Below are 24,797 nucleotides of genomic sequence, written 5' to 3'. Positions count from 1 at the left end.
AGACAACTCTTTTATGAAAAACGACGTCATTTCACCGGAATTTGATGAAAACGGTCGCCCGCTGCGCCGTATTCGCAGCTTTGTCCGCCGTCAGGGGCGCCTGACAAAAGGGCAGCAACACGCGCTGGACAACTACTGGCCGGTGATGGGCGTTGAGTTCAGCGAGCAACCGCTCGACTTCACCGACCTGTTTGGCCGCGACGCGCCAGTGACGCTGGAGATTGGTTTTGGCATGGGCACCTCGCTGGTGACCATGGCAAAAGCGCGCCCGGAGCAGAACTTCCTCGGTATCGAAGTTCACTCGCCGGGCGTCGGCGCGTGCCTGGCAACGGCCCACGAAGAGGGCGTTGAGAACCTGCGCGTCATGTGTCACGACGCGGTGGAAGTGCTGCACAAAATGATTCCTGACAATTCTTTGAACATGGTTCAGCTCTTTTTCCCTGACCCATGGCACAAAGCGCGTCATAATAAACGCCGTATCGTTCAGGCGCCGTTTGCCGAGCTGGTGAAAAGTAAGCTCAAGCTGGGCGGCGTTTTCCACATGGCAACCGACTGGGAACCTTATGCGGAACATATGCTGGAAGTGATGTCGTCCCTGGACGGGTATAAAAATCAGTCTGAAAGCAACGACTACGTACCGCGTCCGGATTCACGTCCGGTGACAAAATTTGAACAGCGTGGCCATCGTCTTGGTCACGGCGTATGGGACTTAATGTTCGAGAGGGTGAAATAATGGCAAAGAATCGTAGCCGTCGTCTGCGTAAAAAGATGCACATCGAAGAATTCCAGGAAGTGGGTTTCTCCGTTGCCTGGCGTTTCCCGGAAGGCACCAGCGTTGAGCAGATCGATCAGGACGTTGATGCGTTTATCAACGAGGTGATCGAGCCAAACAAGCTGGCCTTCGACGGTAGCGGCTATCTGGCGTGGGAAGGTCTGATTTGCACCCAGGAAGTGGGGAAATGCACCGAAGAGCATCAGGCGCTGGTACGCAAATGGCTTGAAGACCACAAACTGGAAGATGTCCGCGTTAGCGAACTTTTCGACGTTTGGTGGGACTAATAAAGCAAGAACGGGCCAGCATTAGCTGGCCCATTTTGTCTGAGGGAGTGTTAAAGATGCGCAAAACGTTGCTGGCTGTTGCTTTACTGGCAATCGGATCCACCGCCCATGCGGAGTATAAATGTAGCGTCACCCCGCGTGATGACGTGGTGCTGAGTCCGCAAACCGTGCAGGTTAAGGGCGAGAACGGCAATCTGGTGATTACGCCGGATGGCAACGTGACCTTTAACGGCAAACCGCAAAACCTGACGGCCGCCCAGCGCGAGCAGGCGATGGACTACCAGGCCGAGTTGCGTACCGCGCTGCCCTGGATCAACGATGGCGCGCTGACCCGCGTTGAAAAGAGCCGCGTGGCGCTGGATAAAATCATCACCAAAGAGGTGGGGGAGAGCAGCAATATGCGCACCCGCCTGACGAAGCTGGATAAACAGCTGAAAGAGCAGATGAACCGTATTATCGAGACGCGCTCTGATGGCCTGACGTTCCACTATAAGGCGATCGATCAGGTGCGTGCCGACGGTCAGCAGCTGGTGAACCAGGCGATGGGCGGCATTCTCCAGGACAGCATCAACGAGATGGGCGCCAAAGCGGTGCTGAAGGGTGGCGGTAATCCGTTGCAGGGTGTACTGGGTAGCCTGGGCGGACTGCAAACCTCGATTCAGAACGAGTGGAAGAATCAGGAAGCCGATTTCCAGCAGTTCGGCAAAGACGTGTGTAAACGCGTGGTGTCGCTGGAAGACAGTCGGAAGGCGCTGGTGGGGACGCTGAAGTAACGCCTCTGCGCGCAGGACCCCTCACCCCGGCCCTCTCCCACAGGGAGAGGGAGTAACCAGTTCCCTCTCCCTGTGGGAGAGGGTTAGGGTGAGGGCATCAGGCATTGCAATCGTTGCAAAATAGCCATCAGCACCTGCTCCTCATTAGTCCTGAATTCATTATTCCAGAACCGTACGACTTCCCAGCCGTTCGCATTCAAAAACTCGGTACGGTGAGAATCATACTTCTCTTTGTTCTGATGCTGCCCACCGTCCAGCTCAATAATCAGCTTCGCCTTAAAGCAGGCAAAATCCACGATATACGGCCCAACCGGCATCTGACGACGAAACTTATACCCGAAGAAACGACGACCTCTGAGCAAATACCAGAGGCGTACTTCTTCGGGTGTCATTTGTTTGCGGAGTTGTTTTGATTTTTCCATCCCCACACTCTGCCAGCCTTTCCCTCAGCCAGCAGAACGGGATGTAAAATTCTGAATCAGCCTTCAGGATTTTCAGCGAGGAACAGCTCAAGAAGGGAGTTTAAGAACAGCTTGCCGTGCTCGGTGATCTGCCAGGACTCATCACACTCGGTCAGATACCCCTGCGCCAGCGCCTCGTCAATCTGCGGACGAATCACTGACTCCGGCAGCCCGGTATAACGCGTAAATTCCGCGCGCGGTGCGGCTTCCAGCAGACGGAAGCGGTTCATAAAGAACTCAAACGGCTTATCCGCCGCCTCGACGTCGTGCTGACGCTCCAGGTAGCGGCCTTCCATATACCCGCGCGGGTGACGCGTTTTGGCGGTACGCAGAATGCGTCCGTCCGGGAAGGTCACTTTGCCATGTGCGCCGCAGCCAATTCCCAGATAATCACCAAAACGCCAGTAGTTCAGATTGTGCTGACACTGATAGCCCGGCTTCGCATACGCCGACGTTTCGTATTGCTGATACCCCGCCGCGGTCAAAAGCTGGTGGCCCTGCTCGAAGATATCCCACAGCGCGTCGTCGTCCGGCAGCACCGGAGGACGGGAACCAAACAGGGTGTTCGGCTCAATGGTCAGCTGATACCACGACAGATGCGGCGGATTCAGTTCAATCGCCTGACGCAGGTCGTCCAGCGCTTCTTCGAGAGACTGATCCGGCAGGCCGTGCATCAGGTCGAGGTTAAAGCTGCGCAGCCCAAGCCCTGTTGCCAGGTTTGCCGCGCGCTTTGCCTCTTCCGGACCGTGGATACGCCCCAGACGCTTCAGCTTTGGCTCGCTAAAGCTCTGCACGCCGATAGAGATACGGTTCACGCCCGCGCGTTGATACTCGACAAAACGATCGGCCTCAACGGTACCGGGGTTGGCTTCCATCGTAATTTCAGCATCCACTGCCAGGTTCAGGCGTGCGCGCACTCCATCCAGCAGCGTCTGCATCGCCGGGCCTGAAAGAAGGCTCGGTGTACCGCCACCAATAAAAATGGTCTTCACTTCACGTCCCTGTGCGTACGATACATCAGCATCCAGATCGGCCAGCAGATGCGCGACGTAATCATCGTGCGGCACTTCGCCCTTCAGCGCGTGCGAGTTGAAATCGCAGTACGGGCATTTCTGCACGCACCATGGGATGTGAATATAAAGACTCAGAGGCGGCAAATTAGCCATTACGCAGTGCTTCCAGTAACAGTTTCAGGGCGCGTCCACGGTGGGAGATCGCGCTTTTCTCTTCGCAGGTGAGTTCCGCAGCGGTTTTTCCCTCGGTCGGGACAAAGAAAATCGGGTCGTAACCAAAGCCGCCGTTGCCCGCCGCTTCACGGGTGATCACGCCCGGCCAGCTGCCGTGACAGACAATCGGCGTGGGATCTTCCGCGTGACGCATGTAGACCAGCACGCAGTGGAACTGCGCGGTACGCTGTTCGTCAGGGACGTCTTTCAGGGCCACAAGCAGCTTTTCCAGATTCTGCTGGTCGGTGGCGTCCACCCCGGAATAGCGGGCGGAGTAAATCCCCGGCGCACCGCCCAGAAAATCCACGGCCAGACCGGAGTCATCGGCTATCGCGGGCAGTCCGGTGATATGCGCCGCATGGCGCGCTTTCAGAATGGCGTTTTCGATAAACGTCAGGCCGGTCTCTTCGGCGGAGTCCACGCCCAGCTCGGTCTGAGCCACCACGTCCAGCCCAAAATCATTTAATAGCGAGGCCAGCTCGCGCACTTTACCGGCGTTACCGGTGGCGAGAACAACTTTCTGCATGGTTTAGTCCTGTTCTGTCAGAGCCGCGACTTCCGTCGGGATAGATTGCGGGTTAAGGATTTTTACCTGTTTATGCCGGCCAAGTTCACCTTTCTCAATGATGACCTGGCTTTTAGCGACGCGAAACTGTTTAGCCAGATATTTGGTCAGATGCGCATTCGCCTGGCCGTCAACCGGCGGGGCAGTGATGGCGACTTTTAGCTCGTCGCCATGCAGCCCAACAATACTGTCGCGGCTGGCTTTCGGCTGAATGTACAGCCGTAAAACCAGCCCGTCGGCGCAGGGGCTAACTGCACTCATAACGCCATCCACAGCCCCGGCAGCAGCATATTACCCGTCGCCTGTAACAGTTCCGCGATACCCATATTCAGCACGTACAGCAGCAGAACGAGAAGCATCGGGGAGAAGTCGATTCCGCCCATTGCAGGCAGCAGGCTACGAATCGGACGCAGCAACGGTTCAGTCAGCTGAATCAACGCGTACTCCACCGGGCTACGGCCCCGGCTTACCCAGCTCATGATCGCCATCACCAGCAGGACCCAGAAGATCAGCGAGCCGACGGTTTTAACCAGGATCAGAACGGCTGAAATCCAGATAATCGGCTGGAAAGTGATGACCATAAACAGCACGATCGCTTTGATAACGCTCAGAATAAACGCCATCAGCAGAGATGAACTGTCAATTGGCCCCATTGCCGGAATGACGCGGCGAAGCGGCCCCACAACGGGCTGCGTGATTTTCACGATAAATTGTGAGAATGGATTGTAAAAATCACAACGGGCCCACTGCATCCAGACGCGCAACAGCAGCGCCATCGTATACAGTTCAATGACCGTTGAAAGCAGGAAAGTCAACGTCTTCATGGCGTTCCTCAGGTTTCCTTATTATTGGGGGTAATCGCGCGCACCGAAAATTGCCGTGCCGATGCGCACCATGGTGCTGCCTGCCGCGATGGCGGCTTCCATATCGTCCGACATGCCCAGAGAAAGCGTGTCTACCGTGTCATAGCGCGCTTTAAGCGCCTCAAATGCTACAGCCATTTGCTGTGCCACGGCAAACTGCCTTTCATAACTTGACTCTGGCGCCGGGATAGCCATCAGCCCGCGCAGGGTTAAGCGCGGCAGCGCCGCCACGTCTGCCGCCAGCGCCTCCAGTTCGCCCAGCGTAATGCCGGACTTGCTGTTTTCATCGCTGATGTTGATTTGAATCAGCACGTTAAGCGCTGGCATCTCCATAGGGCGCTGGTCGCTCAGACGGGTAGCGATGCGCAGACGATCGATGGTGTGGCACCAGTCAAAGTGCTCTGCTACCAGACGGCTTTTGTTCGACTGTAGCGGACCGATAAAGTGCCATTGCAGGTCTGTATTTCCCCGTTCCCGGAAAGCGCGAATTTTATCCACGCCTTCCTGCACATAGTTTTCACCAAAGGCACGATGACCGGCGGCTATCGCTTCTGCGATGGCGCTCGCAGGCTTAGTTTTGCTGACTGCAAGCAACGTAATTTCTTCTGGAGCACGGCCGCAACGCGTTGCCGCGGCTGAGATTTTGTCCCGGACCTGTGCCAGGTTATGCGCAATGTCGTTCATTTTCCGAGGAGTAGTCTATGGATGTGGAAGAAATTGTGGCCCTTAGTGTAAAGCATAACGTCTCCGATCTACACCTGTGCAGTGATTCGCCACCGCGCTGGCGCAGGTCAGGCCGTCTTGAACCTGCGCCGTTTCCGCCCCCGGATGTGGAGGCGTTATTAAAAGCGTGGCTCAACGACGAACAGCAGGGCGCATGGTGGGCAAACGGGCAGGTGGATTTTGCCGTTACCCTCGCAGGCCGTCAGCGGCTGCGCGGCAGTGCGTTTAAGCATATGCTCGGCGTTTCGATTGCGCTGCGGCTGTTGCCGCTGACGTGCCCGCAGCTCTCTGCGCTAGGTGTGCCGCGAGCGATCCCGGAACTACTGTCCAATGACAATGGCCTGATTCTGGTCACCGGCGCCACCGGCAGTGGGAAATCGACCACCCTGGCCGCTATGGTCGATTTCCTCAATCACCAGACGGACGGGCATATTCTGACCCTGGAAGATCCGGTGGAGTTTATGTACCAGAGCGAACGTTGCCTGATTCAGCAGCGGGAGATAGGCCAGCACAGCCCGTCCTTTGCCGAGGCGCTGCGCAGCGCGCTGCGTGAAGATCCGGATGTGATTCTGCTTGGTGAGCTGCGCGACAGCGAGACGATACGCCTGGCGCTGACGGCGGCGGAAACCGGCCATCTGGTGTTAGCCACGCTGCACACGCGCGGTGCGGCGCAGGCGATCGAGCGCCTGGTCGACACCTTTCCGGCTCAGGAGAAAGATCCGGTGCGTAATCAGCTGGCGGGAAGCCTGCGTGCGGTCCTGGCGCAGAAGCTACGTCAGGATGTCCAGGGCGGGCGCGTGGCGCTGTATGAGCTACTGGTGAATACCTCGGCGGCGGCAAACCTGATCCGCGAAGGCAAAACCTGGCAACTGCCGGGCATTATTCAAACGGGGCAGCAGGCGGGAATGCAGAACTTTGAGCAGAGTCTGGCGGAGCGACGGGCGCAGGGGCGGCTGTAGCCCCGGCGCTCAGTAACCCTGTTCGAAATAGCTTTCGAGGATAATGACGGCTGAAGCTGAATCCACGCTGCCTTTGTTCAGCGCCCGGAAGCCACCGTGCTCGAACAGGCCAGCGCGTGCCTCGACGGTGCTCAAACGTTCATCGTGCAGCTTAACGGAGACGCCAAAGCGGCCATGGATTTTGTTCGCGAATTTGCGCGCGCGGGCGGTAAGCGGTTGCTCGGTGCCGTCCATGTTTAGCGGCAGGCCGACAATCACGTCGTCCGGCTGCCACTCTTTGAGCAAGCGCTCAATAAGGTTCCAGTCCGGCGTGCCGTCGTTAGCTTTCAGCGCCGTGAGCGGGCGAGCGGTGCCGGTGATCCGTTGACCCACAGCGACGCCGATGCTTTTGGTGCCGAAGTCGAAGGCGAGAAGGGTGCCGCTCATTACGCGTGCCCCGCAACACCAGGCATGGTCAGAATATCAATGCCAATCAGTTTTGCCGCGTCACGCCAGCGATCGGCGATAGGGGTTTTAAACAGGATATTCATATCCGCAGGGGCTGTCAGCCAGGCGTTGTCCAGAATTTCTTGTTCCAGCTGCCCTTTTTCCCAGGAGGCGTAGCCGAGCGCAACCAGCACCTCAGAAGGCTGACTGGCAGTGCCTAGCGTTTCAAGCACGTCGCGAGAGGTGGTGACGACGGTGTTATCGGAGATACGAATGCTGGACGAGAAAACCGGCGGGGTATGCAGGATAAAGCCACGATCTTCTGCAAGCGGGCCGCCGAGCATCACCGGTTTATCGAGACGGATTTCCGGCAGCCGCGCTTCAGCAGGGATTTTCAGCTTGTCCAGAATGCCTTCCACCTGGAGGTTTTCCAGCGGCTTATTGATGATAATCCCCATCGCGCCGTCTTCGTTGTATTCGCAAATATAGACCACGGAGCGGCGGAAAATCGGATCCTGGAGAGCAGGCATGGCAATAAGAAAGTGATGCTGTAAATTCATTGTCAGAGGTACTGTTTCCTGGTTTAAAAAGCGACAGCGCCCAGTATGGGGATAAACACAGGCGCTGTCACAGGTTATTTCTGTAAACGTTTTTCGATAGCGTCCATCAGCATTCCGGTGATCGAGATCGGGAATTCCGCTTCGATTTCACGAATGCAGGTCGGGCTGGTGACGTTCACTTCGGTCAGGCGATCGCCGATGATATCGAGGCCGACGAAGATCAGGCCTTTGGCTTTCAGCGTAGGGCCGACGCGGCGGGCAATTTCCCAGTCGCTTTCGCTTAACGGACGCGGTTCGCCACGGCCGCCAGCCGCCAGGTTGCCACGGGTTTCCCCTCCCTGCGGGATACGCGCCAGGCAGTAAGGCACCGGCTCGCCGTCTACGACCAGCACACGCTTGTCGCCGTCTTTAATGGCCGGCAGATAGTTCTGCGCCATGCAGTAGCGGGTTCCCAGCTCGGTCAGCGTTTCGGCAATCACGCCAATGTTCGGATCGCCCTCTTTCACGCGGAAGATCGACGCGCCACCCATGCCGTCCAGCGGTTTCATGATGATGTCGCCGTGCTTCTGCCAGAATTCTTTCAGCTGCGTTTTGCTGCGGGTGACGAGCGTTTCCGGCGTCAGGTCAGAGAACCATGCGGTATAGAGCTTCTCGTTGCAGTCGCGCAGGCTCTGCGGCTTGTTGACGATCAGCGTTCCTTTCTCTTCGGCACGCTCAAGGATATAGGTGGCGTAAATATATTCGGTGTCGAACGGCGGATCTTTACGCATCAGGATCACGTTAAGGTCGGCCAGGGCAATATCCTGCTCGGTACCGAATTCGTACCATTTTTCGTAGTTCTGCTCGACGTTAACGATGCGGGTGCGTGCGCGGGCTTCACCGTTGATCAGGTAAAGATCGTTCATCTCCATATAGTGGAGTTCATAGCCGCGACGCTGCGCTTCCAGCAGCATAGCGAAGCTGGAGTCTTTCTTGATGTTAATGTTTGCGATGGGGTCCATCACGATGCCGAGCTTAATCATCTTCTTCTCCGGTTATGGGTCAGGCTTTGCTTCAACCCAGATCGCCAAATCGCACCTGTAGCGCGGTAATGGCGGTGAGTGCCGTTGTCTCAGTGCGCAGAACGCGAGGTCCCAACAGAATATCAGTAAACTGGTAACGCGCCGTCATGGCAATTTCGTCAGCCGACAGGCCGCCTTCCGGGCCAATCAGCAGGCGTACACGCTCAACGGGCAGCGGCAGCGTATTGATGCTGGCGCTGGCGCGCGGATGAAGATTGAGCTTAAGCCCGCTTTCCTCTTCTGCACACCAGTCCTCCAGATCCATCGCCGGGCGGATCTCCGGGATACGGTTGCGGCCGCTCTGTTCGCAGGCCGCAATGGCAATTTTTTGCCACTGCTGGATCTTTTTGTTCAGACGTTCCGCATCCAGTTTAACGCCGCAGCGCTCAGAAAAAAGTGGCGTAATGAGGCTTACACCCAGTTCAATGGATTTCTGAATGGTGAACTCCATCTTTTCCCCACGCGACATCACCTGGCCCAGGTGAATGTGCAGCGGGGATTCCCGGTCGTCCACGTCGCCACGCAGCACCTTCACGTGCACGCTTTTTTTATCGGCGCGCGTAATTTCAGCGTCGAAAACCTGATTAGAGCCGTCAAAGAGCTGAATCGCCTGGCCTGCCCCCATGCGCAGCACGCGACCTACATGGTTAGCGGCATCATCAGACAGGGCGATTTCGCCGCCTGGGGTAATCAGTTCAGGGTGATAGATGCGAGGGATGCGCATAGTCAGAAATTCCATGTGTCATGCGATATAAGCGAATTGCCGTAGTGTAGGTTAGCTCTTTTGCGCCTGGCAAGCCCGCTGGACGTAAGGGTTGTGATTCCCCTGGACTTTGGCGATACGTTCATCGCGCTGGCATTCCCAGTCCGTCACCGGGTAGAGCTTGTCCCAGGCATTGAAGAGCTGCGTCTGCTGGCGGGAAAGATTGAGATCGTAGCGGTCGCGCATATAAAAATAAGTGCGGGCGATGCTGCCGCGCGCGCGGGCAGGTGGTTCGGCGACTTTCTCTTTGAAATCGACCTTCATGGCGCACTGACCGTACTGGCCTTCGCCACCGTTCCACTGGCTGTACATGAAGTTTCCGCGGTCGCCATTGACCTCACCCACGGCGGGTTGCAGGTTGTGCATATCGCTTTCCATCTGGCGGTAGACCGGATCTTTTGCGCAATTTTTACGTCCACCGTCCTGCCAGCACTGGCGCTGGTGGCCAAACTGCCAGGCCGGAACAACGTGTTCCCATTCGATTCGGCTGGCGCGATTCTCGTTCTTGCGCACCTTATAGCCGCAGGATCCAAGATCCACGACCCCTTTCTTACCCTGCCAGTTAATTTTACAGCCGCAGTAGAAATCACCCGGTACGTCGGCGTTAATCTTTACGCCCGCGGTTTTTGCCTGAGAGAAACTGTGAATACCGTCGGCCAGAGCATGGCCGGAGAGCGCTGTCGCCAGAAAAGCGACCGCGAGAGAAACATTACGGGACATCTTACACTCCGTGTCAAAACGAGCCCGCAACGTAACGAATGTTGTTCCCGTATGCAATCAGTCAGATCAGGAAAGTTCCTGAAAGTTCGAGTGATTATTCCGCAACCAGCGGTTCGCCGCATTTAACGCAGCGATAGGTCGCCTCGCCGCGCACCACGCGGTTATGGCGGCGGACGGTAAGCTGGTGCTGCTGACACTGGCAGCGGTAAGGGAAGGTATTGCGGCGTACCGATTCCAGCTCGAACTGATGGGTGCGGCGAGCCGGAACCCCGAGCACCGCCTCCATCATCCATTTCCACTCTTTGCCGTGCGGCGCGACGCGGCCAAAGTGTTTCCACACCAGCAGGTGCGCCAGTTCGTGCGGGACGACTTCGTCGATAAACGCCTGCTGGTTTTCCATCATCAGCACCGGATTCAGGCGGATCTCATACGATTCCAGCCAGGCGGTGCCTGCCGCGGTGCCACGCTGCTGATAGACCAGCTTCGGTTCAGGATAATTGCGGCCGAGCTTCAGGTTGGCCTGGGCGAGTTTTTCCCGCAGGCTGCGCATGACGGCTTGCTGAATGGCGATGGGGAGACGGGGAGCTTTCATAGGGGCAGAGCATAAAGCGGGAAGCGGGGAGGCGCAAGAGGCGCCTCCCGCAGGAGGATCAGTCGTGTGCGCCGATTTCGCGCAGAGGACGACCTTTCATCAGGTTACGTTCAATGTGTTCCAGTGAAACATGTTTGGTTTCAGGAACCAGCCAGATAGTGAGAACGATAAAGAACAGGTTCAGACCGGCGTAGACCCAGAAGGTATTGGCGTTACCCAGGGTATTGAGCATGGTCAGGAACGTTGCGCCGACGATCATGTTGGCAATCCAGTTGGTCGCGGTAGAACAGGTGATACCAAAATCACGCCCTTTCAGCGGCTGGATCTCAGAGCACAGCACCCAAATCAGCGGACCGGCGCTCATCGCAAACCCAATGATAAACATCAGCAGCATCGCCACGGCGAAGTACTGTGCCGTTGGAGAGTGAATGCCCATGTGCATCATGGTACCCAGCACGCCCATCCCGACGGCCATCACCAGGAAGCCCAGCGTCAGGGTTGGCTTACGTCCCCAGCGGTCCACCAGACCGATAGCGATAAAGGTCGCCAGCACGTTGGTCAGGCCGACGATCACGGTGCCCCACATCTGCTCGGTGGTGTTGGTGTAGCCCGCCAGTTCGAAGATTTTCGGCGCGTAATACATGATGACGTTCATCCCGGTGAACTGTTGCATGATCTGTAACAGCACACCGAGGAACACCGCGCGGCGGAAGTTGCTGTTCTCTTTGAACAGCGCCCAGCCGGACTGTTTGACCTTCAGGCTTTCGCGGATCTCTTCCAGCTCGTTTTTGGCTTCGGCGCTGGTATCACGCAGGCGTAAGAGCACGCGTTCGGCATCATGGAAGCGGCGTTTGGCGGCGAACCAGCGCGGACTGTCCGGCAGGAAGAAGACGCCAATCAGCAGCAGGATGGCTGGAATGATGATTACGCCCAGCATCCAGCGCCATGCGCCGCTGTAGCTGAATGCGGTATCCGAGAGATAAGCCCCCAGAATACCGATAGTGATCATCAGCTGATACATGGAAATCATGCTGCCGCGGATTTTTTCCGGAGCGATTTCAGACAGGTACAGCGGGGCAGTATAAGACGCCACGCCCACTGCCAGACCGAGCAGCACGCGGGAGATGATCAGCACTTCAACGTTAGGCGCAGCGGCAGAGAACAGTGAGCCGGCAACGAACAGGATCGCGCCGATCATCAGGCTCTTTTTACGCCCGAGCTTAAAGGAGAGCCAGCCGCTACCGACCGCGCCGACGGCGGCACCGAACATCATGGAGCTAACCACCCATTCCTGAGTGTGTGCGCTAATCTGGAACTCATCGGTGATGAAAGGTAATGCACCGGCAATTACGCCAATATCCAGGCCAAAGAGTAATCCTGCCAGAGCGGCGAGGAAGCAGACGAAGAACGTCATTGCCTTATTGGACGTACGCCCCTGTTTATTATTGTCAGGCATTATGCCCTCCAGTTGGGTTATCAGTTTTTACGATATTAAGAGTAGGTGAGCGGCTCATAAAAATATGTGAGTCAAATCACAACGGTGTAATCGGTTACACTGGCTTGTAACCGTAAAAATAATTAAAGCTTTGAAAATATAGAGGTAAATTAATTGATGTGCATCGCGTTTGCACAAATTTCAGACTTAACTGAAAGGGAATGTAACAGCAGAAGAAATGCGTTCATGCAAAGAGAATATTCTGAAAGCGGGGTATAGAGAGTGAGGTGTAAACGGTTCCAAACATTGCCGGGTGGCGGCTGCGCCTTACCCGGCCTACAAAAACTCACTACCCGTAGGTCGGGTAAGGCATAGCCGCCACCCGACATAAAAAAGGCCAGCACAAAGGCTGGCCTGTTTAAGCTACTGGCAGTCGATTATTTCAGACCGGCAGCATCACGCAGCAGGGCGGCTTTATCGGTTTTTTCCCATGGGAAATGTTCGCGGCCAAAGTGACCGTACGCTGCGGTTTCCTGGTAGATTGGGTGCAGCAGATCCAGCATCTGAATCAGACCGTATGGACGCAGGTCGAAGAACTCACGCACCAGCAGGGTCAGCTGTTCAGAAGGCACTTTTTCAGTACCGAAGGTTTCCACCATGATGGAGGTTGGCTCAGCCACGCCGATAGCGTAGGAAACCTGGATCTCACAGCGGTCAGCCAGACCGGCAGCGACGATATTTTTCGCCACATAACGTGCAGCGTACGCCGCAGAACGGTCAACTTTAGACGGATCTTTACCGGAGAATGCGCCGCCGCCGTGACGTGCCATGCCGCCGTAGGTATCTACGATGATTTTACGACCGGTCAGACCGCAGTCACCCATTGGGCCGCCGATAACAAAGCGTCCGGTTGGGTTGATGAAGAATTTGGTCGCAGAGCTCAGCCATTCAGTTGGCAGAACCGGCTTGATGATCTCTTCCATCACCGCTTCTTGCAGGGATTTCTGGTCAATCTCTTCAGCATGCTGCGTGGAAAGAACCACTGCATCGATACCGACGATTTTCCCGTCGTCATACTGGAAGGTCACCTGGCTTTTCGCATCCGGACGCAGCCACGGCAGGGTGCCGTTTTTACGCACTTCAGCCTGACGCTGCACCAGACGATGGGCGTAGGTTACCGGCGCTGGCATCAGCACGTCGGTTTCGTTGGTTGCATAGCCGAACATCAGGCCCTGGTCACCCGCGCCCTGTTCCAGCGGATCGGCACGGTCAACGCCCTGGTTGATGTCCGGAGACTGTTTGCCAATCGCGCTCAGTACGGCGCAGGAGTTGGCATCAAAGCCCATATCAGAATGTACATAGCCAATCTCACGCACCGTGTTACGGGTGATCTCTTCGATATCAACCCATGCGCTGGTGGTGATCTCACCGCCAACCAGAACCATGCCGGTTTTGACATAGGTTTCACACGCTACGCGCGCCTTTGGATCCTGCGCGAGGATCGCATCCAGCACCGCATCGGAGATTTGGTCAGCAATTTTATCAGGATGTCCTTCTGATACGGACTCGGACGTAAACAGGTGTTTTGCCATGTTTTATTTCACCTAAGAGGAATTTGGTTAGCTCAAGCTGCTGTGTGGAATAGCCATAGGAGATAATTCTACCAAGGCCTACAGGATTTTGACACTGGCAGTCTGAGTGTTAATCGGTATGGATGGATTAACATCTGGACGTCTATTTTAGGTCACTTCTTCACCCGATTTCCAGTTTTTTTTGACTCACCTCTCACTGCGTTGAAAACACGGCTGGAAATTTTTCCTGACGACGCTGGCAACCTGCGCATTTTTGTTTTGCTTTTTAGCAACCTTATCGGTATAAAACGCGGCGCGCGGCTCATATAAAATAAGCGCTCGATGAACACATCGTGTCGCCACTTCCAGCCGGGTTAAGCAGTGAACTTTTAGCTTTGGCTTGTGGTCCGTTTCAGCAGAGGCGGCCGTGGAGGTGATACGAGATAATGAACCATCGTTTTCCGCTCATTCAGCGCAGCCGTTCTGGCGCGCATTTGATTCCCACCCGCACTTCTGGTCTAAACACCTGCCGATGTTATACCCATCTCGGTGCTTCTCAGGATTCCAGAGCCGGTCACGCTTTGTGAAAACTGAACAAGGGCGCTCTTGTTAATACAGGAGTTTTCTCGTGGTTTCGCCGAACCTTGTCATACAGAGTTCGGATACGTGTTTTACAATGATATGAATAAGAAACCGGTCGCACGGTCTGGATTTCAGCATACTCTGCTGGGAAATGGAGCCGTTAATGGGTTGTTATCGCCGTATAACGCTGCGATAGTAGTCAACTGTTTTACACTTAATACAAAGAGTTGAGGTTCGCTATGTCTGACGACATGTCTTCGCTTTCGCCTTCGTCAGCAGGCGAACAGGGTGTACTACGTTCTATGCAGGAGGTTGCGATGAGCTCCCAGGAAGCCAGCAAGATGCTGCGCACTTACAATATTGCCTGGTGGGGCAATAACTACTACGACGTTAACGAGCTGGGCCACATCAGTGTCTGCCCGGATCCGGACGTCCCGGAAGCGCGCGTGGATCTCGCTAAACTGGTGAAAACCCGTGAAGCGCAGGGTCAGCGCTTGCCTGCACTGTTCTGCTTCCCGCAGATCCTGCAACATCGCCTGCGTTCTATTAATGCCGCGTTCAAACGCGCGCGGGAATCGTATGGTTATAACGGCGACTATTTCCTCGTTTACCCGATCAAGGTCAATCAGCACCGTCGCGTGATTGAGTCCCTGATCCACTCCGGCGAGCCGCTGGGCCTGGAAGCAGGCTCTAAAGCGGAGCTGATGGCGGTTCTGGCGCACGCGGGCATGACCCGGTCGGTGATCGTCTGTAACGGCTATAAAGACCGCGAATACATTCGTCTGGCGCTGATTGGCGAGAAGATGGGCCACAAGGTCTATCTGGTGATCGAGAAGATGACCGAAATCGCGATCGTGCTGGAAGAGGCCGAGCGTCTGAACGTGATCCCACGCCTTGGCGTGCGTGCGCGACTGGCGTCGCAGGGTTCCGGTAAATGGCAGTCTTCCGGCGGTGAAAAATCCAAGTTTGGCCTCGCGGCGAACCAGGTGCTTCAGCTGGTGGAAATTCTGCGCGAGCGCGGTCGTCTGGACAGCATTCAGTTGCTGCACTTCCACCTCGGCTCGCAGATGGCCAATATTCGCGACATCGCCACTGGTGTGCGTGAATCCGCGCGTTTCTACGTTGAGCTGCATAAGCTCGGCGTGAATATTCAGTGCTTTGACGTGGGCGGCGGCCTGGGCGTGGACTACGAAGGGACCCGCTCGCAGTCTGACTGCTCGGTAAACTATGGCCTGAACGAATATGCCAACAACATCATCTGGGCGATTGGCGATGCCTGCGAAGAGCACGGCCTGCCGCACCCGACGGTAATCACCGAATCCGGCCGCGCGGTCACTGCACACCATACGGTGCTGGTCTCTAACATCATCGGCGTTGAGCGTAGCGAAATCACCGAAGCCACGCCTCCGGCAGACGATGCTCCACGTTCCCTGCAAAGCATGTGGGAAACCTGGCAGGAGATGCACGAGCCGGGCACGCGTCGTTCCCTGCGCGAATGGCTGCACGACAGCCAGATGGACCTGCACGATATTCACGTCGGCTACTCGTCAGGCACCTTCAGCCTGCAAGAGCGCGCGTGGGCGGAGCAGCTCTATCTGAATATGTGCCACGAAGTGCAGAAACAGCTCGATCCGAGCAACCGCGCGCACCGTCCAATTATCGACGAGTTGCAGGAGCGTATGGCGGACAAAATGTACGTCAACTTCTCCCTGTTCCAGTCGATGCCGGATGCCTGGGGTATCGACCAGCTGTTCCCGGTTCTGCCGCTGGAAGGGCTGAACCACGCCCCGGAACGCCGCGCCGTGCTGCTGGACATCACCTGTGACTCCGACGGCGCAATTGACCACTACGTCGATGGCGACGGTATCGCAACGACGATGCCAATGCCGGAGTACGATCCGGAGAACCCGCCAATGCTGGGCTTCTTTATGGTGGGGGCGTATCAGGAGATCCTCGGTAACATGCACAACCTGTTCGGTGATACCGAAGCGGTTGACGTGTTTGTCTTCCCTGACGGCAGCGTGGAGGTTGAGCTGTCCGACGAAGGGGACACCGTGGCGGACATGCTCGAATACGTTCAGCTGGATCCGAAAAAACTGCTCACCCAGTTCCGCGATCAGGTGAAAAACACCGGTCTGGACGATGCCTTGCAGCAGCAGTTCCTGGAAGAGTTTGAAGCGGGTCTGTACGGGTATACGTATCTGGAAGACGAGTAAGAAAACCTCCCTCTCCCTGTGGGAGAGGGGCGGGGTGAGGGCATCAGGCCGCTGTGCCGCCGATGCCCGGTGGCGCTGCGCTTACCGGGCCTACGAATGTAGGCCGGAGAAGGCGAAGCCGCCATCCGGCAGAATGCTATACTCACTTGAACCCATATGGATTAACGGCGATAATTCGCCCCAATATGCGATTTACGAATCAATCCCTTCCTCGTCGGGTTTAACGACGCGGAGGGGATTTTTTTTCATCTGTTTTTAATGTATCGACTTTATAAGAGGTCAGGACATGAGCACTTTAGGTCATCAGTACGATAACTCTCTGGTATCTAACGCGTTTGGTTTTTTACGCCTTCCGATGAACTTCCAGCCGTACGACAGCGATGCGGACTGGGTGATCACCGGCGTACCGTTCGACATGGCAACGTCCGGTCGCGCGGGTGGACGTCATGGCCCGGCGGCGATCCGTCAGGTTTCCACCAACCTGGCCTGGGAGCACAACCGCTTCCCGTGGAACTTCGACATGCGCGAGCGCCTGAACGTGGTGGACTGCGGCGATCTGGTGTACGCCTTCGGCGACGCGCGTGAGATGAGCGAAAAATTGCAGGCGCACGCCGAGAAGCTGCTGGCGGCCGGTAAACGCATGCTCTCCTTCGGCGGTGACCACTTCGTGACCCTGCCGCTGCTGCGCGCCCACGCGAAGCACTTCGGTAAAATGGCGCTGGTGCACTTCGATGCGCACACCGACACCTACGCGAACGGCTGCGAGTTCGACCACGGCACCATGTTCTACACCGCGCCGAAAGAAGGCCTGATCGATCCGAACCACTCCGTGCAGATCGGCATCCGCACCGAGTTCGACAAAGACAACGGCTTCACCGTACTCGACGCGGGCCAGGTGAACGATCGCGGCGTGGACGATATTCTGGCTCAGGTTAAGCAGATCGTCGGCGACATGCCTGTCTATCTGACCTTCGATATCGACTGCCTGGATCCGGCATTCGCACCGGGTACCGGTACGCCGGTGATCGGCGGCCTGACATCAGACCGCGCCATCAAGCTGGTGCGCGGCCTGAAGGATCTGAACATCGTCGGGATGGACGTGGTGGAAGTAGCTCCGGCCTATGACCAGTCCGAGATCACCGCGCTGGCCGCGGCGACCCTGGCGCTGGAAATGCTCTACATCCAGGCGGCGAAAAAAGGCGAATAAGCCTTACGCGCTGATTGCTGCTGCGCGCCGCATGCGCAGCAGCAACATTCCCCCGGCAAGCAGGGTGACAACCTGCGAGACGACCAGCACCGAAAAGCCTGAACTGACCGACCCCACCGATCTCATCACCATCCCCATCAGCAGCGGAATAAACGCCGCGCAGATATTGCCGATCCCATTGATTATGCCGTAAGCGCTGCCCACCGCTTCCCGCGCGGCGTGATGCTGGATCACCGCCGGAATAGCCGCTCCCTGTAGCCCCCAGAAGACGTTAGCCGAAAGCATAAACAGCGCCAGCCAGGCAGGCTGATGGCTGAGCATCAGCGCGACCACGGACAGCGCCGTCATCGCCCCGCCCACCACAAACAGCACCGGTGCCTGTTCCGGACGCATTTTGTCGAGCAGCACGCCACCCAGAAACTTTGACCCCAGGCTGAGCAGGAAGGGGATCGCCGCAAGCCAGCCCGTGGCATGCAGCGAGAAGTGATGCTCGTCACGCAGCCACGCGGGTAACCAGGCGCTGCTCCCCCAGAGATAGCTCAGGGTGGCGATTTCAACCACCATGATCCAGCCCAGCAGCGGCGTCTGCCAGGCCAGCGTGAAGGTGTGGACAAATCCCGGTTTTTTCGCGGTCGGGAGCTTGCGCGGCGCGGGCAGAAAACGCCAGATTAAGCCGCCGCCGAGGAGAAGGTTGATTGCCGCCAGTGCATAAAACGATCCGGCCCAGCCCAGATGCGACATCAGCCAGGTCACCAGCGGAAAGCCCACGGCCAGCCCGAGCGAGACGCCCAGCGCGGTCACGGCGTTGGGTTTGCCGATCTCTTGCGCGCTAAAGTTATCGCTGATAAAGCGCGTTTTCAGTGAAAAAAGCGGTCCCTCCGCGATCCCCAGAATCACGCGAGCGATGAGCATTCCCGTCAGCGAGCCGAGCAAAGGTGAAGCCGCGCAGACCGCGGCCCAAATCGCAATGCTGCTTAATAATCCCTGCCGATAATGAAGTTTGCTTTCAATAACCGGCGTTAATAATAAAGCGGAAAATCCATAACCCAGAAGAAAGCAGGTCATGAGCAGGCCCTGTAACATTCTGTTTTCATTTAACTGAAAATGTTCGGCAAATTCCGGGTTTAAAATCATTACCGAGATATTTACCCGATCGACGTAGGAAATAATAATGAGTAATAACAGTGCAATTGTACCTTGCCATCTTGCCGTCATCATGCCCGCCTTACGTTTTCATCTATTTATATTTTTATCAAAGTGATTGTCACGGATCTAAAATGGTTCACTGGTGAAACTCATTGTTTATTAAGAGTAAATAAATTTTTTGTTTCACAGGTGAAACGCCGAAGATGTGACGTTACTTTATTTTTAAGGAACAAAAAGAAAAGAAGTCAATATCTTTTATTGAAATGTCGAGGGCATTAATAAATCGTATTTATCACGCCGCGATAATGAAAATTTCATATCGCTGCATTTTTTCGTGATCCTTTGCACACTTAGTTAATTAATACCTGTTTGATTAACAAATTCGTCACATTGTCGCTTGACGAAACATTCATCGCTTTTATATTGACCGTATTAAATAAGAAACAGAGTTTCATATATGAAACAAAAGCCTGGAGGATCGTGATGAGCTGGATAGGCGTATGTGACGCAGAACAAGTACAGGAAGATTTCCCTTTTAGCGGCAACGTCGACGGTAAAGAGATCGGCGTTTACCTGATCGACGGTGAATATTACGCGCTGGAGGACGTATGCCCGCACGCCTATGCCCTGCTGAGTCAGGGCTTCGTGGAAGACGGCAAGGTGGAATGCCCGCTGCACGAGGCGGTGTTCGACGTCAAAACTGGCCAGTGCCTGCACGGCCCCGGTGGTCGCAACCTCAACCGCTACCCGGTTCGGGTCTTTGAAAATCAAATCCAGATTACCTTCGTCGAGGAGACCGTGGCATGAGCGACACCCTGAACTACAACCCGGCGTTGCCGGAAAGCCGCCAGTTTACCCCACCGGCAGAGGGCGGTAACGGTGCCATTCATAAGCCAGGCGATTACACCAACCTGATCTGGCAAACCCGCAGCCGCGAGCCGGAAAGCTGGGAAGTGAAGCTGATTGCGACGCTGGAAGATCTCTTCGAGCAGGGCGTTGAAACCTTGCCGGAGCTGGTAAGCGGGCTGAACGCGGTGCGTATGCACGACCAGCAGGGCGAGCCGTGGAGCGACGCCAGCTTCCAGGCATTCTTACAGGTTAACGGCTACTGAGGGCAACGCGATGACGACGACCGTACAAAACTATCTTGATAAAGGCCTGCGCGGCCTCTGGTATCCGGTGCTGGCGAGCTGGGAAGTGCAGTCTGCGCCGGTGGGCATCACCCGCCTGGGCGAGCAGATTGTGGTCTGGCGCAATAAAGATGGACAGGTTCAGGCGCTGGAGGACCGCTGTCCGCATCGCGGTGCGCGCCTGTCGATGGGCTGGAACCTCGGGGACCGCATTGCCTGCTGGTATCACGGCGTAGAGGTGGCGGGCAACGGCGAGGTGAAAGACGTGCCCGCCGTGGATAAATGTCCGCTGGTCGGCCAGCAGTGCGTGCGCAGCTATAACGTGCAGGAGGCGCACGGCGCCATCTTCCTGTGGTTTGGCGTCACCGCGGACCAGCAGCCGGACGAACTGACCTTCCCGGATGAACTCGCCGACACGGAAAACTTCAGCAACTTCCTCTGCACCGCCGCGTGGAAATGTAATTACCAGTACGCGCTGGAAAACGTGATGGACCCGATGCACGGCACCTATCTGCACTCCTCGTCGCACTCGATGGCGGAAGGGGATCGCAAGGCCGACATGGTGCTCCAGCCGACCAAAACCGGCTTTATTTTCGAGAAAAAAGGGCAGAGCGGCGTCAATTTTGACTGGGTGGAGCTGGGCAACAGCGGCACCTGCTGGATGCGCCTCTCCATTCCGTACAAGAAGCGCTTCGGACCGGGCGGCCACTTCTTTATCGTCGGCATGGTGGTGCCGGAAGATAACGACAACTGCCGCGTCTTCTTCTGGCGCATCCGCCGCGTACAGGGCTGGCAGCGCGATATGTGGCGCTTCATGTACCGCAACCGGCTGGAAAAACTGCACTGGGAAGTGCTGGAGCAGGACCGCGTGGTGCTGGAGAGCCTGGCGCCAAACGCGCGCGATCATGAATACCTGTATCAACACGACGTTGGCCTCTCGCGCCTGCGCCGCATGATGCAAAAAGCCGCCAAAGAGCAGCTGGCGATGCGTGAAGCACAGCAGGGAGCCGCCTGATGAAGGGGCTGCTGAGCGGCAAGCGCATCGTGGTGACCGGTGCCGCGCGCGGGCTGGGCTACCACTTTGCCCAGGCCTGCGCGGAGCAGGGCGCGGCGGTGGTGATGTGCGACATCCTCAAAGGCGAGCTGGCCGAGAGCGCCCACCGGCTGCGCGAGCAGGGCTATGCGATCGAATCGCACGTTATTGATCTGGCCGATCAGCACTCCATCGACCAGGTGTTCAGCGCCATTGGCGAGCAGGGGCAGATTGACGGCCTGGTGAACAACGCGGCGATGGCGACGGGCGTCGGCGGCAAAAACATGCTTGATTACGATCCGGATCTCTGGGATCGGGTGATGAGCGTCAATGTCAAAGGCACCTGGCTGGTGACGCGCGCCGCCGTGCCGCTGCTGCGCGAAGGGGCAGGCATTGTGAACGTGGCGTCCGACACCGCGCTGTGGGGCGCGCCGCGCCTGATGGCCTACGTCGCCAGTAAAGGGGCCGTGATTGCCATGACCCGCTCAATGGCGCGCGAGCTGGGGGAAAAACGTATCCGTATCAACGCCATCGCACCAGGGCTAACCCGCGTCGAGGCGACGGAATATGTCCCCGCCGAACGGCATCAGCTCTACGAAAACGGACGCGCGTTAACCGGGGCACAGCAGCCGGAAGACGTCACCGGCAGCGTGGTCTGGCTGTTAAGCGATCTGTCGCGGTTTATCACCGGACAGCTGATCCCGGTCAACGGCGGTTTTGTCTTTAACTAAGGTAGGGCGATGATGGCAAACGATCAGGAAGTGAAGTATCTGGTGCCGGGGCTGGAGCGCGGTTTACAGCTGCTGTTGGCCTTTGGCGAACAGCATCGCGATCTGACCTTTGCCGAACTGCACCGGCTGGTGGATATGCCAAAGGCTACCGCCTATCGCGTGGTCCAGACGCTGGAGTACATGGGATTTCTGGAGCGCAACACGCGCACCAATACCTTTTCGCTGGGCATGAACGTGCTGCGTCTTGGCTTTGAGTACATCGCCTCGCTGGACGTGGCGCAGGTCGGCCAGCCGGTGATCGAGCAATTGCGCGACGTGAGCCAGTGCAGCAGCCATCTGGCGATCCGCGACGGGCGCGACATTATCTACATCGCCCGCGTCAGCGCCGCCGGGTCGCGCATCAACCAGGTCAGTATTGGTACCCGTCTGCCGGTGCACTGCACCTCGCTGGGCCGCATGCTATTGACCGATATTTCCCGCGCTGATTTCGAACAGCTGTTCCCGCATGAGCGTCTGCCGGGCAACACGCCGGGGCAGCTTCACGACCGTGAAGCCCTGTGGCAGATGGTGCAGCAGGACAAAGCCCGCGGGTATGTCATCGGCGAATCCTTCTTCCGCCACGGCATCTCCTCCATCGTCTACCCGGTGTATGACCGAAGCGGCCGCGTGGCGGCGGTGGTCAGCATTCTGGTGCCGTCGGAGGAGATCCCGCAGAGCGACCGCGAGCGCCTGCAAAACGAGGTTCGCCTCGCGGCGGATAAAATTTCTGGCTTCTTAGGGTATTTGTCACAGGCCAGTTAAATCAGTGAGTTAACGTCAGGCGCTTGACTGCGTCGGGCATGTTTTACGCCCAATCTGGGCCAGATGAGGCAACGAACGATGAGTGTAACCGGAATTGAAAAGCTGGAATTTGGTGTGGAAGACCTGACGCACTGCGCCAAATTTATGCGTGATTTTGGCCTGACGGGCGATGCCAGCGGCCAGCGTTTCACCACCCTGAGCGGCGCGCGCGTGGAGCTTAACCCGATCGACAGCCCCGACCTGCCGCCCGCGTTTGAAGCGGGCAACACCCTGCGCCGCATGACCTGGGCGGTTGCCAGCCAGTCTGATCTGGACGCGCTGCGCCCGAAGCTGGCGCAACAGCCAGGTTTTCGTGAAGTGGGCGACGCGCTGGAGTTCCTGGACCCGAACGGCATGACGCTGCGCGTGCAGGTGACCCAGCAAACTGACGTGGAGCTGAACGTCGAGCCGATTAACCAGTGGGGCGATGCCCGCCGTATCGACACCCCCAGCCCGGTTTACGATCGCGCCCAGCCGATCAACGTGGGGCATGTGGTGTTCTTCGTGGAAGAGCTGGCGGCAGTGGAGAAATTCTACCGCGAGGTGCTCGGCTTCCAGGTCTCGGACCGCTATATCAACCGCGCCGTGTTCCTGCGCTGCGGCGTGCGCGGCGGCCATCACAACCTGTTCCTGCTGCAACTGCCGAACCGCAAGCGCGGCCTCAACCACGTGGCCTTCACCGTGCGCGACATCCACGAGGTGATCGGCGGCGGTATCGCGATGAATAAACATGACTGGAGCACCTTTATCGGGCCGGGCCGTCATCCGGTGTCGTCGGCGTACTTCTGGTACGTCAACAGCCCGACCGGCGGGGCGTTTGAGTATTACACCAACGATGATTATCTGACGGAAAACTGGCAGCCGCGCGAGCTGGAGCATTCGCTGGTCTCCTTTACCGAGTGGGCGGTGGAAGGCGGGATTGACCACGACACGCGCCGTCAGCAGAAAAAGCCGGAGGCGGTATGACATCGCGCATTGTCATTATCGGCGGCGGTCAGGCGGGCGGCTGGGCGGCGAAAACCCTGCGCGATGAGGGTTTCGACGGCGAGATTTGCGTGGTAGCGGAAGAAGAATGGGATTTCTACGAGCGCCCGCCGCTGTCGAAAGCGTCTTTGCTGGAGCCGAACGCGGCGCTCCCAAGGCTGTTTACCGACGAGGTGCAGCAGGCGCTGAACCTGGCCTGGTACCGGCCGCTGCGCGCTGAATCTGTCGATCGCGATGAGAAAAAAGTCGTTCTTAGCAACGGCGAGCGGCTTAGTTACAACATCCTTTTAATCGCTACCGGCGGTCGGGCGCGCCTGCCTTCGCAGGCGTGGGCCAGCCATCCGCAGGTCTATACCCTGCGCCACTGGCAGGACGCGCAGCGCCTGAAAAGTCGTCTGGCGGAAAGTAAAAAACTGGCGATCGTCGGCGGCGGCTGGATCGGACTGGAGATTGCTGCCTCGGCGCGGAAAAGCGGCGTGGCGGTCACCCTGTTCGAGCAGCAGCCCGCGCTCTGCATGCGCTCGGTGAGCGGCGAGGTGTCGCAGCGCCTGGAGGCCATCCACCGCGAGCAGGGGGTGGAGATCCGTACCGGCTGCGGTGCGCTGGAGCTGGAGGACGACGGCGGCCTGCCGGTCATCCACTGCGACGGCCAGCGTGAAACCTTTGATGCGGTCGTGGTTGGGATCGGCGTCGATCTCAATCTGGAGCTGGCGCGCGATGCGGGGCTGAAAACCGGGCGCGGGATCGTGGTGGATGCCCAGGGACGCACCTCGGATCCATTCATCTTTGCCGCAGGAGATGTCGCCCAGCACCATCACTACGGCTTGTGCATCCAGTCCTGGGCCTTCGCCCAGAATCAGGCGGTGGCGACGGCGAAAGCGATGCTCAACCCGGATGCGCCAGGCTACGACGACGCGCCGTGGCTGTGGTCGGATCAATACCAGCACAATATTCAGATCCTCGGTATTCCGCAGCCAGGCAGCAGAACGGTCGTGCGTGAAGAGGCGCTGTACTTCTCGCTGGACGACAACGGGAGGCTGACGCAGCTGGTGGCGTTCGACGATGCGCGTACCGTCAAGCTGGCGAAGCGCTGGATGGCGGCGGGGCGGGATCTGTCCGACGTGCCGCTCGCCGACCCGACCTTTTCACTGATGTCACTGCGATAGCTAAC

29 protein-coding genes are annotated in these 24,797 nt (G+C 57.3%); 14 read left to right on the top strand and 15 right to left on the bottom strand.

All coding sequences use genetic code 11. The annotated features are described in order from the left end of the window. The first annotated feature begins 13 nt into the window (after window positions 1-13). Genes trmB through IMQ56_RS20335 form a run of 3 tightly spaced genes read left to right on the top strand, consistent with a single transcriptional unit; the run spans window position 14 to window position 1,832 of the window. Window positions 14-733, top strand: coding sequence for a tRNA (guanosine(46)-N7)-methyltransferase TrmB (gene trmB, locus IMQ56_RS20345; RefSeq protein ID WP_015571843.1), 720 nt, complete (start codon window positions 14-16; stop codon window positions 731-733). Then, window positions 733-1,059, top strand: coding sequence for a YggL family protein (locus IMQ56_RS20340; RefSeq protein ID WP_003862421.1), 327 nt, complete (start codon window positions 733-735; stop codon window positions 1,057-1,059). The genes trmB and IMQ56_RS20340 overlap by 1 nt, the downstream gene beginning before the upstream one ends. 56 nt (window positions 1,060-1,115) lie before the next feature. Beyond that, window positions 1,116-1,832, top strand: coding sequence for a DUF2884 domain-containing protein (locus tag IMQ56_RS20335; RefSeq protein ID WP_003862419.1), 717 nt, complete (start codon window positions 1,116-1,118; stop codon window positions 1,830-1,832). 83 nt (window positions 1,833-1,915) lie between these two features. Here the strand turns inward: IMQ56_RS20335 and IMQ56_RS20330 are convergent, their stop codons facing one another. Genes IMQ56_RS20330 through IMQ56_RS20305 form a run of 6 tightly spaced genes read right to left on the bottom strand, consistent with a single transcriptional unit; the run spans window position 1,916 to window position 5,631 of the window. Further along, window positions 1,916-2,254: an endonuclease domain-containing protein gene (locus IMQ56_RS20330; RefSeq protein WP_048219509.1), complete on the bottom strand. Its 339-nt coding sequence runs from the start codon at window positions 2,252-2,254 to the stop codon at window positions 1,916-1,918. Between the two features lie 56 nt (window positions 2,255-2,310). Continuing rightward, window positions 2,311-3,459, bottom strand: a complete 1,149-nt coding sequence (hemW, locus tag IMQ56_RS20325; protein WP_017382926.1) for a radical SAM family heme chaperone HemW — start codon at window positions 3,457-3,459, stop codon at window positions 2,311-2,313. Then, the gene (locus IMQ56_RS20320; RefSeq protein WP_196063888.1) at window positions 3,452-4,045 is read right to left on the bottom strand and encodes an XTP/dITP diphosphatase; all 594 of its coding nucleotides are present in this window, start codon (window positions 4,043-4,045) and stop codon (window positions 3,452-3,454) included. The genes hemW and IMQ56_RS20320 overlap by 8 nt, the downstream gene beginning before the upstream one ends. Before the next feature lie 3 nt (window positions 4,046-4,048). Beyond that, entirely contained in the window at window positions 4,049-4,345 is a 297-nt protein-coding gene (yggU, locus tag IMQ56_RS20315; protein WP_003860023.1) for a DUF167 family protein YggU, read from the bottom strand. Beyond that, a complete protein-coding gene (locus tag IMQ56_RS20310; RefSeq protein WP_015571838.1) occupies window positions 4,342-4,908 on the bottom strand; it encodes a YggT family protein in 567 nt (188 codons plus the stop codon). Before IMQ56_RS20310 ends, yggU begins: the two co-directional genes overlap by 4 nt. Window positions 4,909-4,929: 21 nt before the next feature. Further along, window positions 4,930-5,631 carry a YggS family pyridoxal phosphate-dependent enzyme gene (locus IMQ56_RS20305; protein ID WP_017692690.1) on the bottom strand — a complete coding sequence of 234 codons (702 nt, stop codon included), beginning with the start codon at window positions 5,629-5,631 and terminating at the stop codon, window positions 4,930-4,932. A gap of 17 nt (window positions 5,632-5,648) precedes the next feature. Between IMQ56_RS20305 and IMQ56_RS20300 the strand changes: the two genes are divergently transcribed. Beyond that, complete coding sequence (locus tag IMQ56_RS20300; protein ID WP_017692691.1) at window positions 5,649-6,629, top strand: type IV pilus twitching motility protein PilT; 981 nt, start codon at window positions 5,649-5,651, stop codon at window positions 6,627-6,629. 9 nt (window positions 6,630-6,638) lie between these two features. Here IMQ56_RS20300 and ruvX read toward each other — a convergent pair whose 3' ends face one another. The 8 genes from ruvX to metK all read right to left on the bottom strand — a co-directional run bounded on the left by ruvX (window position 6,639) and on the right by metK (window position 13,778). Continuing rightward, window positions 6,639-7,055, bottom strand: coding sequence for a Holliday junction resolvase RuvX (ruvX, locus tag IMQ56_RS20295; RefSeq protein WP_006811925.1), 417 nt, complete (start codon window positions 7,053-7,055; stop codon window positions 6,639-6,641). Beyond that, window positions 7,055-7,615 (bottom strand): YqgE/AlgH family protein, encoded by a 561-nt coding sequence (locus IMQ56_RS20290; protein ID WP_006811924.1) that lies wholly within the window; start codon window positions 7,613-7,615, stop codon window positions 7,055-7,057. The genes ruvX and IMQ56_RS20290 overlap by 1 nt, the downstream gene beginning before the upstream one ends. Before the next feature lie 74 nt (window positions 7,616-7,689). After that, window positions 7,690-8,637 (bottom strand): glutathione synthase, encoded by a 948-nt coding sequence (gene gshB, locus IMQ56_RS20285; RefSeq protein WP_015571835.1) that lies wholly within the window; start codon window positions 8,635-8,637, stop codon window positions 7,690-7,692. 31 nt (window positions 8,638-8,668) lie between these two features. Further along, entirely contained in the window at window positions 8,669-9,400 is a 732-nt protein-coding gene (rsmE, locus tag IMQ56_RS20280) for a 16S rRNA (uracil(1498)-N(3))-methyltransferase (RefSeq protein ID WP_017382923.1), read from the bottom strand. Window positions 9,401-9,451: 51 nt separating this feature from the next. Continuing rightward, window positions 9,452-10,159 (bottom strand): deoxyribonuclease I, encoded by a 708-nt coding sequence (gene endA / locus IMQ56_RS20275; protein ID WP_003860034.1) that lies wholly within the window; start codon window positions 10,157-10,159, stop codon window positions 9,452-9,454. Between the two features lie 94 nt (window positions 10,160-10,253). Continuing rightward, window positions 10,254-10,751: a SprT family zinc-dependent metalloprotease gene (locus IMQ56_RS20270; protein ID WP_015571833.1), complete on the bottom strand. Its 498-nt coding sequence runs from the start codon at window positions 10,749-10,751 to the stop codon at window positions 10,254-10,256. 58 nt (window positions 10,752-10,809) lie between these two features. Next, window positions 10,810-12,207, bottom strand: coding sequence for a galactose/proton symporter (gene galP, locus IMQ56_RS20265; protein WP_015571832.1), 1,398 nt, complete (start codon window positions 12,205-12,207; stop codon window positions 10,810-10,812). Between the two features lie 416 nt (window positions 12,208-12,623). Then, window positions 12,624-13,778, bottom strand: a complete 1,155-nt coding sequence (gene metK / locus IMQ56_RS20260) for a methionine adenosyltransferase (protein ID WP_003860037.1) — start codon at window positions 13,776-13,778, stop codon at window positions 12,624-12,626. Between the two features lie 660 nt (window positions 13,779-14,438). On the opposite strand from metK, the gene yqgB reads away from it, so the two are divergent. The 3 genes from yqgB to speB all read left to right on the top strand — a co-directional run bounded on the left by yqgB (window position 14,439) and on the right by speB (window position 17,762). After that, window positions 14,439-14,570: an acid stress response protein YqgB gene (gene yqgB / locus IMQ56_RS20250; protein ID WP_057979949.1), complete on the top strand. Its 132-nt coding sequence runs from the start codon at window positions 14,439-14,441 to the stop codon at window positions 14,568-14,570. Window positions 14,571-14,578: 8 nt separating this feature from the next. After that, on the top strand, window positions 14,579-16,555 hold the full coding sequence (gene speA / locus IMQ56_RS20245) for a biosynthetic arginine decarboxylase (RefSeq protein WP_017382922.1): 1,977 nt from the start codon (window positions 14,579-14,581) through the stop codon (window positions 16,553-16,555). A 286-nt stretch (window positions 16,556-16,841) separates the two neighbouring features. Further along, complete coding sequence (speB, locus tag IMQ56_RS20240) at window positions 16,842-17,762, top strand: agmatinase (protein ID WP_017382921.1); 921 nt, start codon at window positions 16,842-16,844, stop codon at window positions 17,760-17,762. Between the two features lie 3 nt (window positions 17,763-17,765). On the opposite strand, the gene IMQ56_RS20235 is transcribed toward speB, so the two are convergent. After that, entirely contained in the window at window positions 17,766-18,977 is a 1,212-nt protein-coding gene (locus IMQ56_RS20235; RefSeq protein ID WP_047726820.1) for an MFS transporter, read from the bottom strand. Window positions 18,978-19,391: 414 nt separating this feature from the next. On the opposite strand from IMQ56_RS20235, the gene IMQ56_RS20230 reads away from it, so the two are divergent. The 7 genes from IMQ56_RS20230 to IMQ56_RS20200 all read left to right on the top strand — a co-directional run bounded on the left by IMQ56_RS20230 (window position 19,392) and on the right by IMQ56_RS20200 (window position 24,792). After that, a complete protein-coding gene (locus IMQ56_RS20230) occupies window positions 19,392-19,715 on the top strand; it encodes a non-heme iron oxygenase ferredoxin subunit (protein ID WP_003860044.1) in 324 nt (107 codons plus the stop codon). Next, entirely contained in the window at window positions 19,712-20,020 is a 309-nt protein-coding gene (locus IMQ56_RS20225; protein ID WP_017382919.1) for a recombinase-like helix-turn-helix domain-containing protein, read from the top strand. The genes IMQ56_RS20230 and IMQ56_RS20225 overlap by 4 nt, the downstream gene beginning before the upstream one ends. Window positions 20,021-20,030: 10 nt before the next feature. Beyond that, window positions 20,031-21,053 carry an aromatic ring-hydroxylating dioxygenase subunit alpha gene (locus tag IMQ56_RS20220; RefSeq protein WP_006811913.1) on the top strand — a complete coding sequence of 341 codons (1,023 nt, stop codon included), beginning with the start codon at window positions 20,031-20,033 and terminating at the stop codon, window positions 21,051-21,053. Next, a complete protein-coding gene (locus IMQ56_RS20215) occupies window positions 21,053-21,802 on the top strand; it encodes an SDR family oxidoreductase (RefSeq protein WP_015571829.1) in 750 nt (249 codons plus the stop codon). The genes IMQ56_RS20220 and IMQ56_RS20215 overlap by 1 nt, the downstream gene beginning before the upstream one ends. Before the next feature lie 12 nt (window positions 21,803-21,814). Beyond that, on the top strand, window positions 21,815-22,603 hold the full coding sequence (locus tag IMQ56_RS20210) for an IclR family transcriptional regulator (protein WP_003860053.1): 789 nt from the start codon (window positions 21,815-21,817) through the stop codon (window positions 22,601-22,603). Window positions 22,604-22,681: 78 nt separating this feature from the next. Next, window positions 22,682-23,608 (top strand): VOC family protein, encoded by a 927-nt coding sequence (locus IMQ56_RS20205; protein ID WP_032649471.1) that lies wholly within the window; start codon window positions 22,682-22,684, stop codon window positions 23,606-23,608. Further along, window positions 23,605-24,792 (top strand): FAD-dependent oxidoreductase, encoded by a 1,188-nt coding sequence (locus IMQ56_RS20200; RefSeq protein ID WP_196063887.1) that lies wholly within the window; start codon window positions 23,605-23,607, stop codon window positions 24,790-24,792. The genes IMQ56_RS20205 and IMQ56_RS20200 overlap by 4 nt, the downstream gene beginning before the upstream one ends. Window positions 24,793-24,797 lie beyond the last annotated feature (5 nt).

It is taken from the genome of Enterobacter sp. Res13-Sevr-PEC09-46 (genome assembly GCF_015672585.1).
Classification (GTDB): domain Bacteria; phylum Pseudomonadota; class Gammaproteobacteria; order Enterobacterales; family Enterobacteriaceae; genus Enterobacter; species Enterobacter hormaechei_C.
Note: the sequence above shows the minus strand (reverse complement) of the source record. Positions and strands in the feature narration are given on the sequence as shown.

Coding starts and splice junctions, on each gene's coding strand:
- metK (WP_003860037.1), bottom strand. CDS start 13,778: ATGGCAAAACACCTGTTTACGTCCGAGTCCGTATCAGAAGGACATCCT.
- IMQ56_RS20220 (WP_006811913.1), top strand. CDS start 20,031: ATGACGACGACCGTACAAAACTATCTTGATAAAGGCCTGCGCGGCCTC.
- IMQ56_RS20200 (WP_196063887.1), top strand. CDS start 23,605: ATGACATCGCGCATTGTCATTATCGGCGGCGGTCAGGCGGGCGGCTGG.
- speA (WP_017382922.1), top strand. CDS start 14,579: ATGTCTGACGACATGTCTTCGCTTTCGCCTTCGTCAGCAGGCGAACAG.
- IMQ56_RS20230 (WP_003860044.1), top strand. CDS start 19,392: ATGAGCTGGATAGGCGTATGTGACGCAGAACAAGTACAGGAAGATTTC.
- endA (WP_003860034.1), bottom strand. CDS start 10,159: ATGTCCCGTAATGTTTCTCTCGCGGTCGCTTTTCTGGCGACAGCGCTC.
- IMQ56_RS20215 (WP_015571829.1), top strand. CDS start 21,053: ATGAAGGGGCTGCTGAGCGGCAAGCGCATCGTGGTGACCGGTGCCGCG.
- IMQ56_RS20335 (WP_003862419.1), top strand. CDS start 1,116: ATGCGCAAAACGTTGCTGGCTGTTGCTTTACTGGCAATCGGATCCACC.
- IMQ56_RS20225 (WP_017382919.1), top strand. CDS start 19,712: ATGAGCGACACCCTGAACTACAACCCGGCGTTGCCGGAAAGCCGCCAG.
- IMQ56_RS20235 (WP_047726820.1), bottom strand. CDS start 18,977: ATGACGGCAAGATGGCAAGGTACAATTGCACTGTTATTACTCATTATT.
- IMQ56_RS20305 (WP_017692690.1), bottom strand. CDS start 5,631: ATGAACGACATTGCGCATAACCTGGCACAGGTCCGGGACAAAATCTCA.
- IMQ56_RS20205 (WP_032649471.1), top strand. CDS start 22,682: ATGAGTGTAACCGGAATTGAAAAGCTGGAATTTGGTGTGGAAGACCTG.
- IMQ56_RS20330 (WP_048219509.1), bottom strand. CDS start 2,254: ATGGAAAAATCAAAACAACTCCGCAAACAAATGACACCCGAAGAAGTA.
- yqgB (WP_057979949.1), top strand. CDS start 14,439: ATGAATAAGAAACCGGTCGCACGGTCTGGATTTCAGCATACTCTGCTG.
- trmB (WP_015571843.1), top strand. CDS start 14: ATGAAAAACGACGTCATTTCACCGGAATTTGATGAAAACGGTCGCCCG.
- IMQ56_RS20340 (WP_003862421.1), top strand. CDS start 733: ATGGCAAAGAATCGTAGCCGTCGTCTGCGTAAAAAGATGCACATCGAA.
- rsmE (WP_017382923.1), bottom strand. CDS start 9,400: ATGCGCATCCCTCGCATCTATCACCCTGAACTGATTACCCCAGGCGGC.
- IMQ56_RS20270 (WP_015571833.1), bottom strand. CDS start 10,751: ATGAAAGCTCCCCGTCTCCCCATCGCCATTCAGCAAGCCGTCATGCGC.
- hemW (WP_017382926.1), bottom strand. CDS start 3,459: ATGGCTAATTTGCCGCCTCTGAGTCTTTATATTCACATCCCATGGTGC.
- IMQ56_RS20210 (WP_003860053.1), top strand. CDS start 21,815: ATGGCAAACGATCAGGAAGTGAAGTATCTGGTGCCGGGGCTGGAGCGC.
- speB (WP_017382921.1), top strand. CDS start 16,842: ATGAGCACTTTAGGTCATCAGTACGATAACTCTCTGGTATCTAACGCG.
- ruvX (WP_006811925.1), bottom strand. CDS start 7,055: ATGAGCGGCACCCTTCTCGCCTTCGACTTCGGCACCAAAAGCATCGGC.
- IMQ56_RS20300 (WP_017692691.1), top strand. CDS start 5,649: ATGGATGTGGAAGAAATTGTGGCCCTTAGTGTAAAGCATAACGTCTCC.
- IMQ56_RS20320 (WP_196063888.1), bottom strand. CDS start 4,045: ATGCAGAAAGTTGTTCTCGCCACCGGTAACGCCGGTAAAGTGCGCGAG.
- IMQ56_RS20290 (WP_006811924.1), bottom strand. CDS start 7,615: ATGAATTTACAGCATCACTTTCTTATTGCCATGCCTGCTCTCCAGGAT.
- gshB (WP_015571835.1), bottom strand. CDS start 8,637: ATGATTAAGCTCGGCATCGTGATGGACCCCATCGCAAACATTAACATC.
- yggU (WP_003860023.1), bottom strand. CDS start 4,345: ATGAGTGCAGTTAGCCCCTGCGCCGACGGGCTGGTTTTACGGCTGTAC.
- IMQ56_RS20310 (WP_015571838.1), bottom strand. CDS start 4,908: ATGAAGACGTTGACTTTCCTGCTTTCAACGGTCATTGAACTGTATACG.
- galP (WP_015571832.1), bottom strand. CDS start 12,207: ATGCCTGACAATAATAAACAGGGGCGTACGTCCAATAAGGCAATGACG.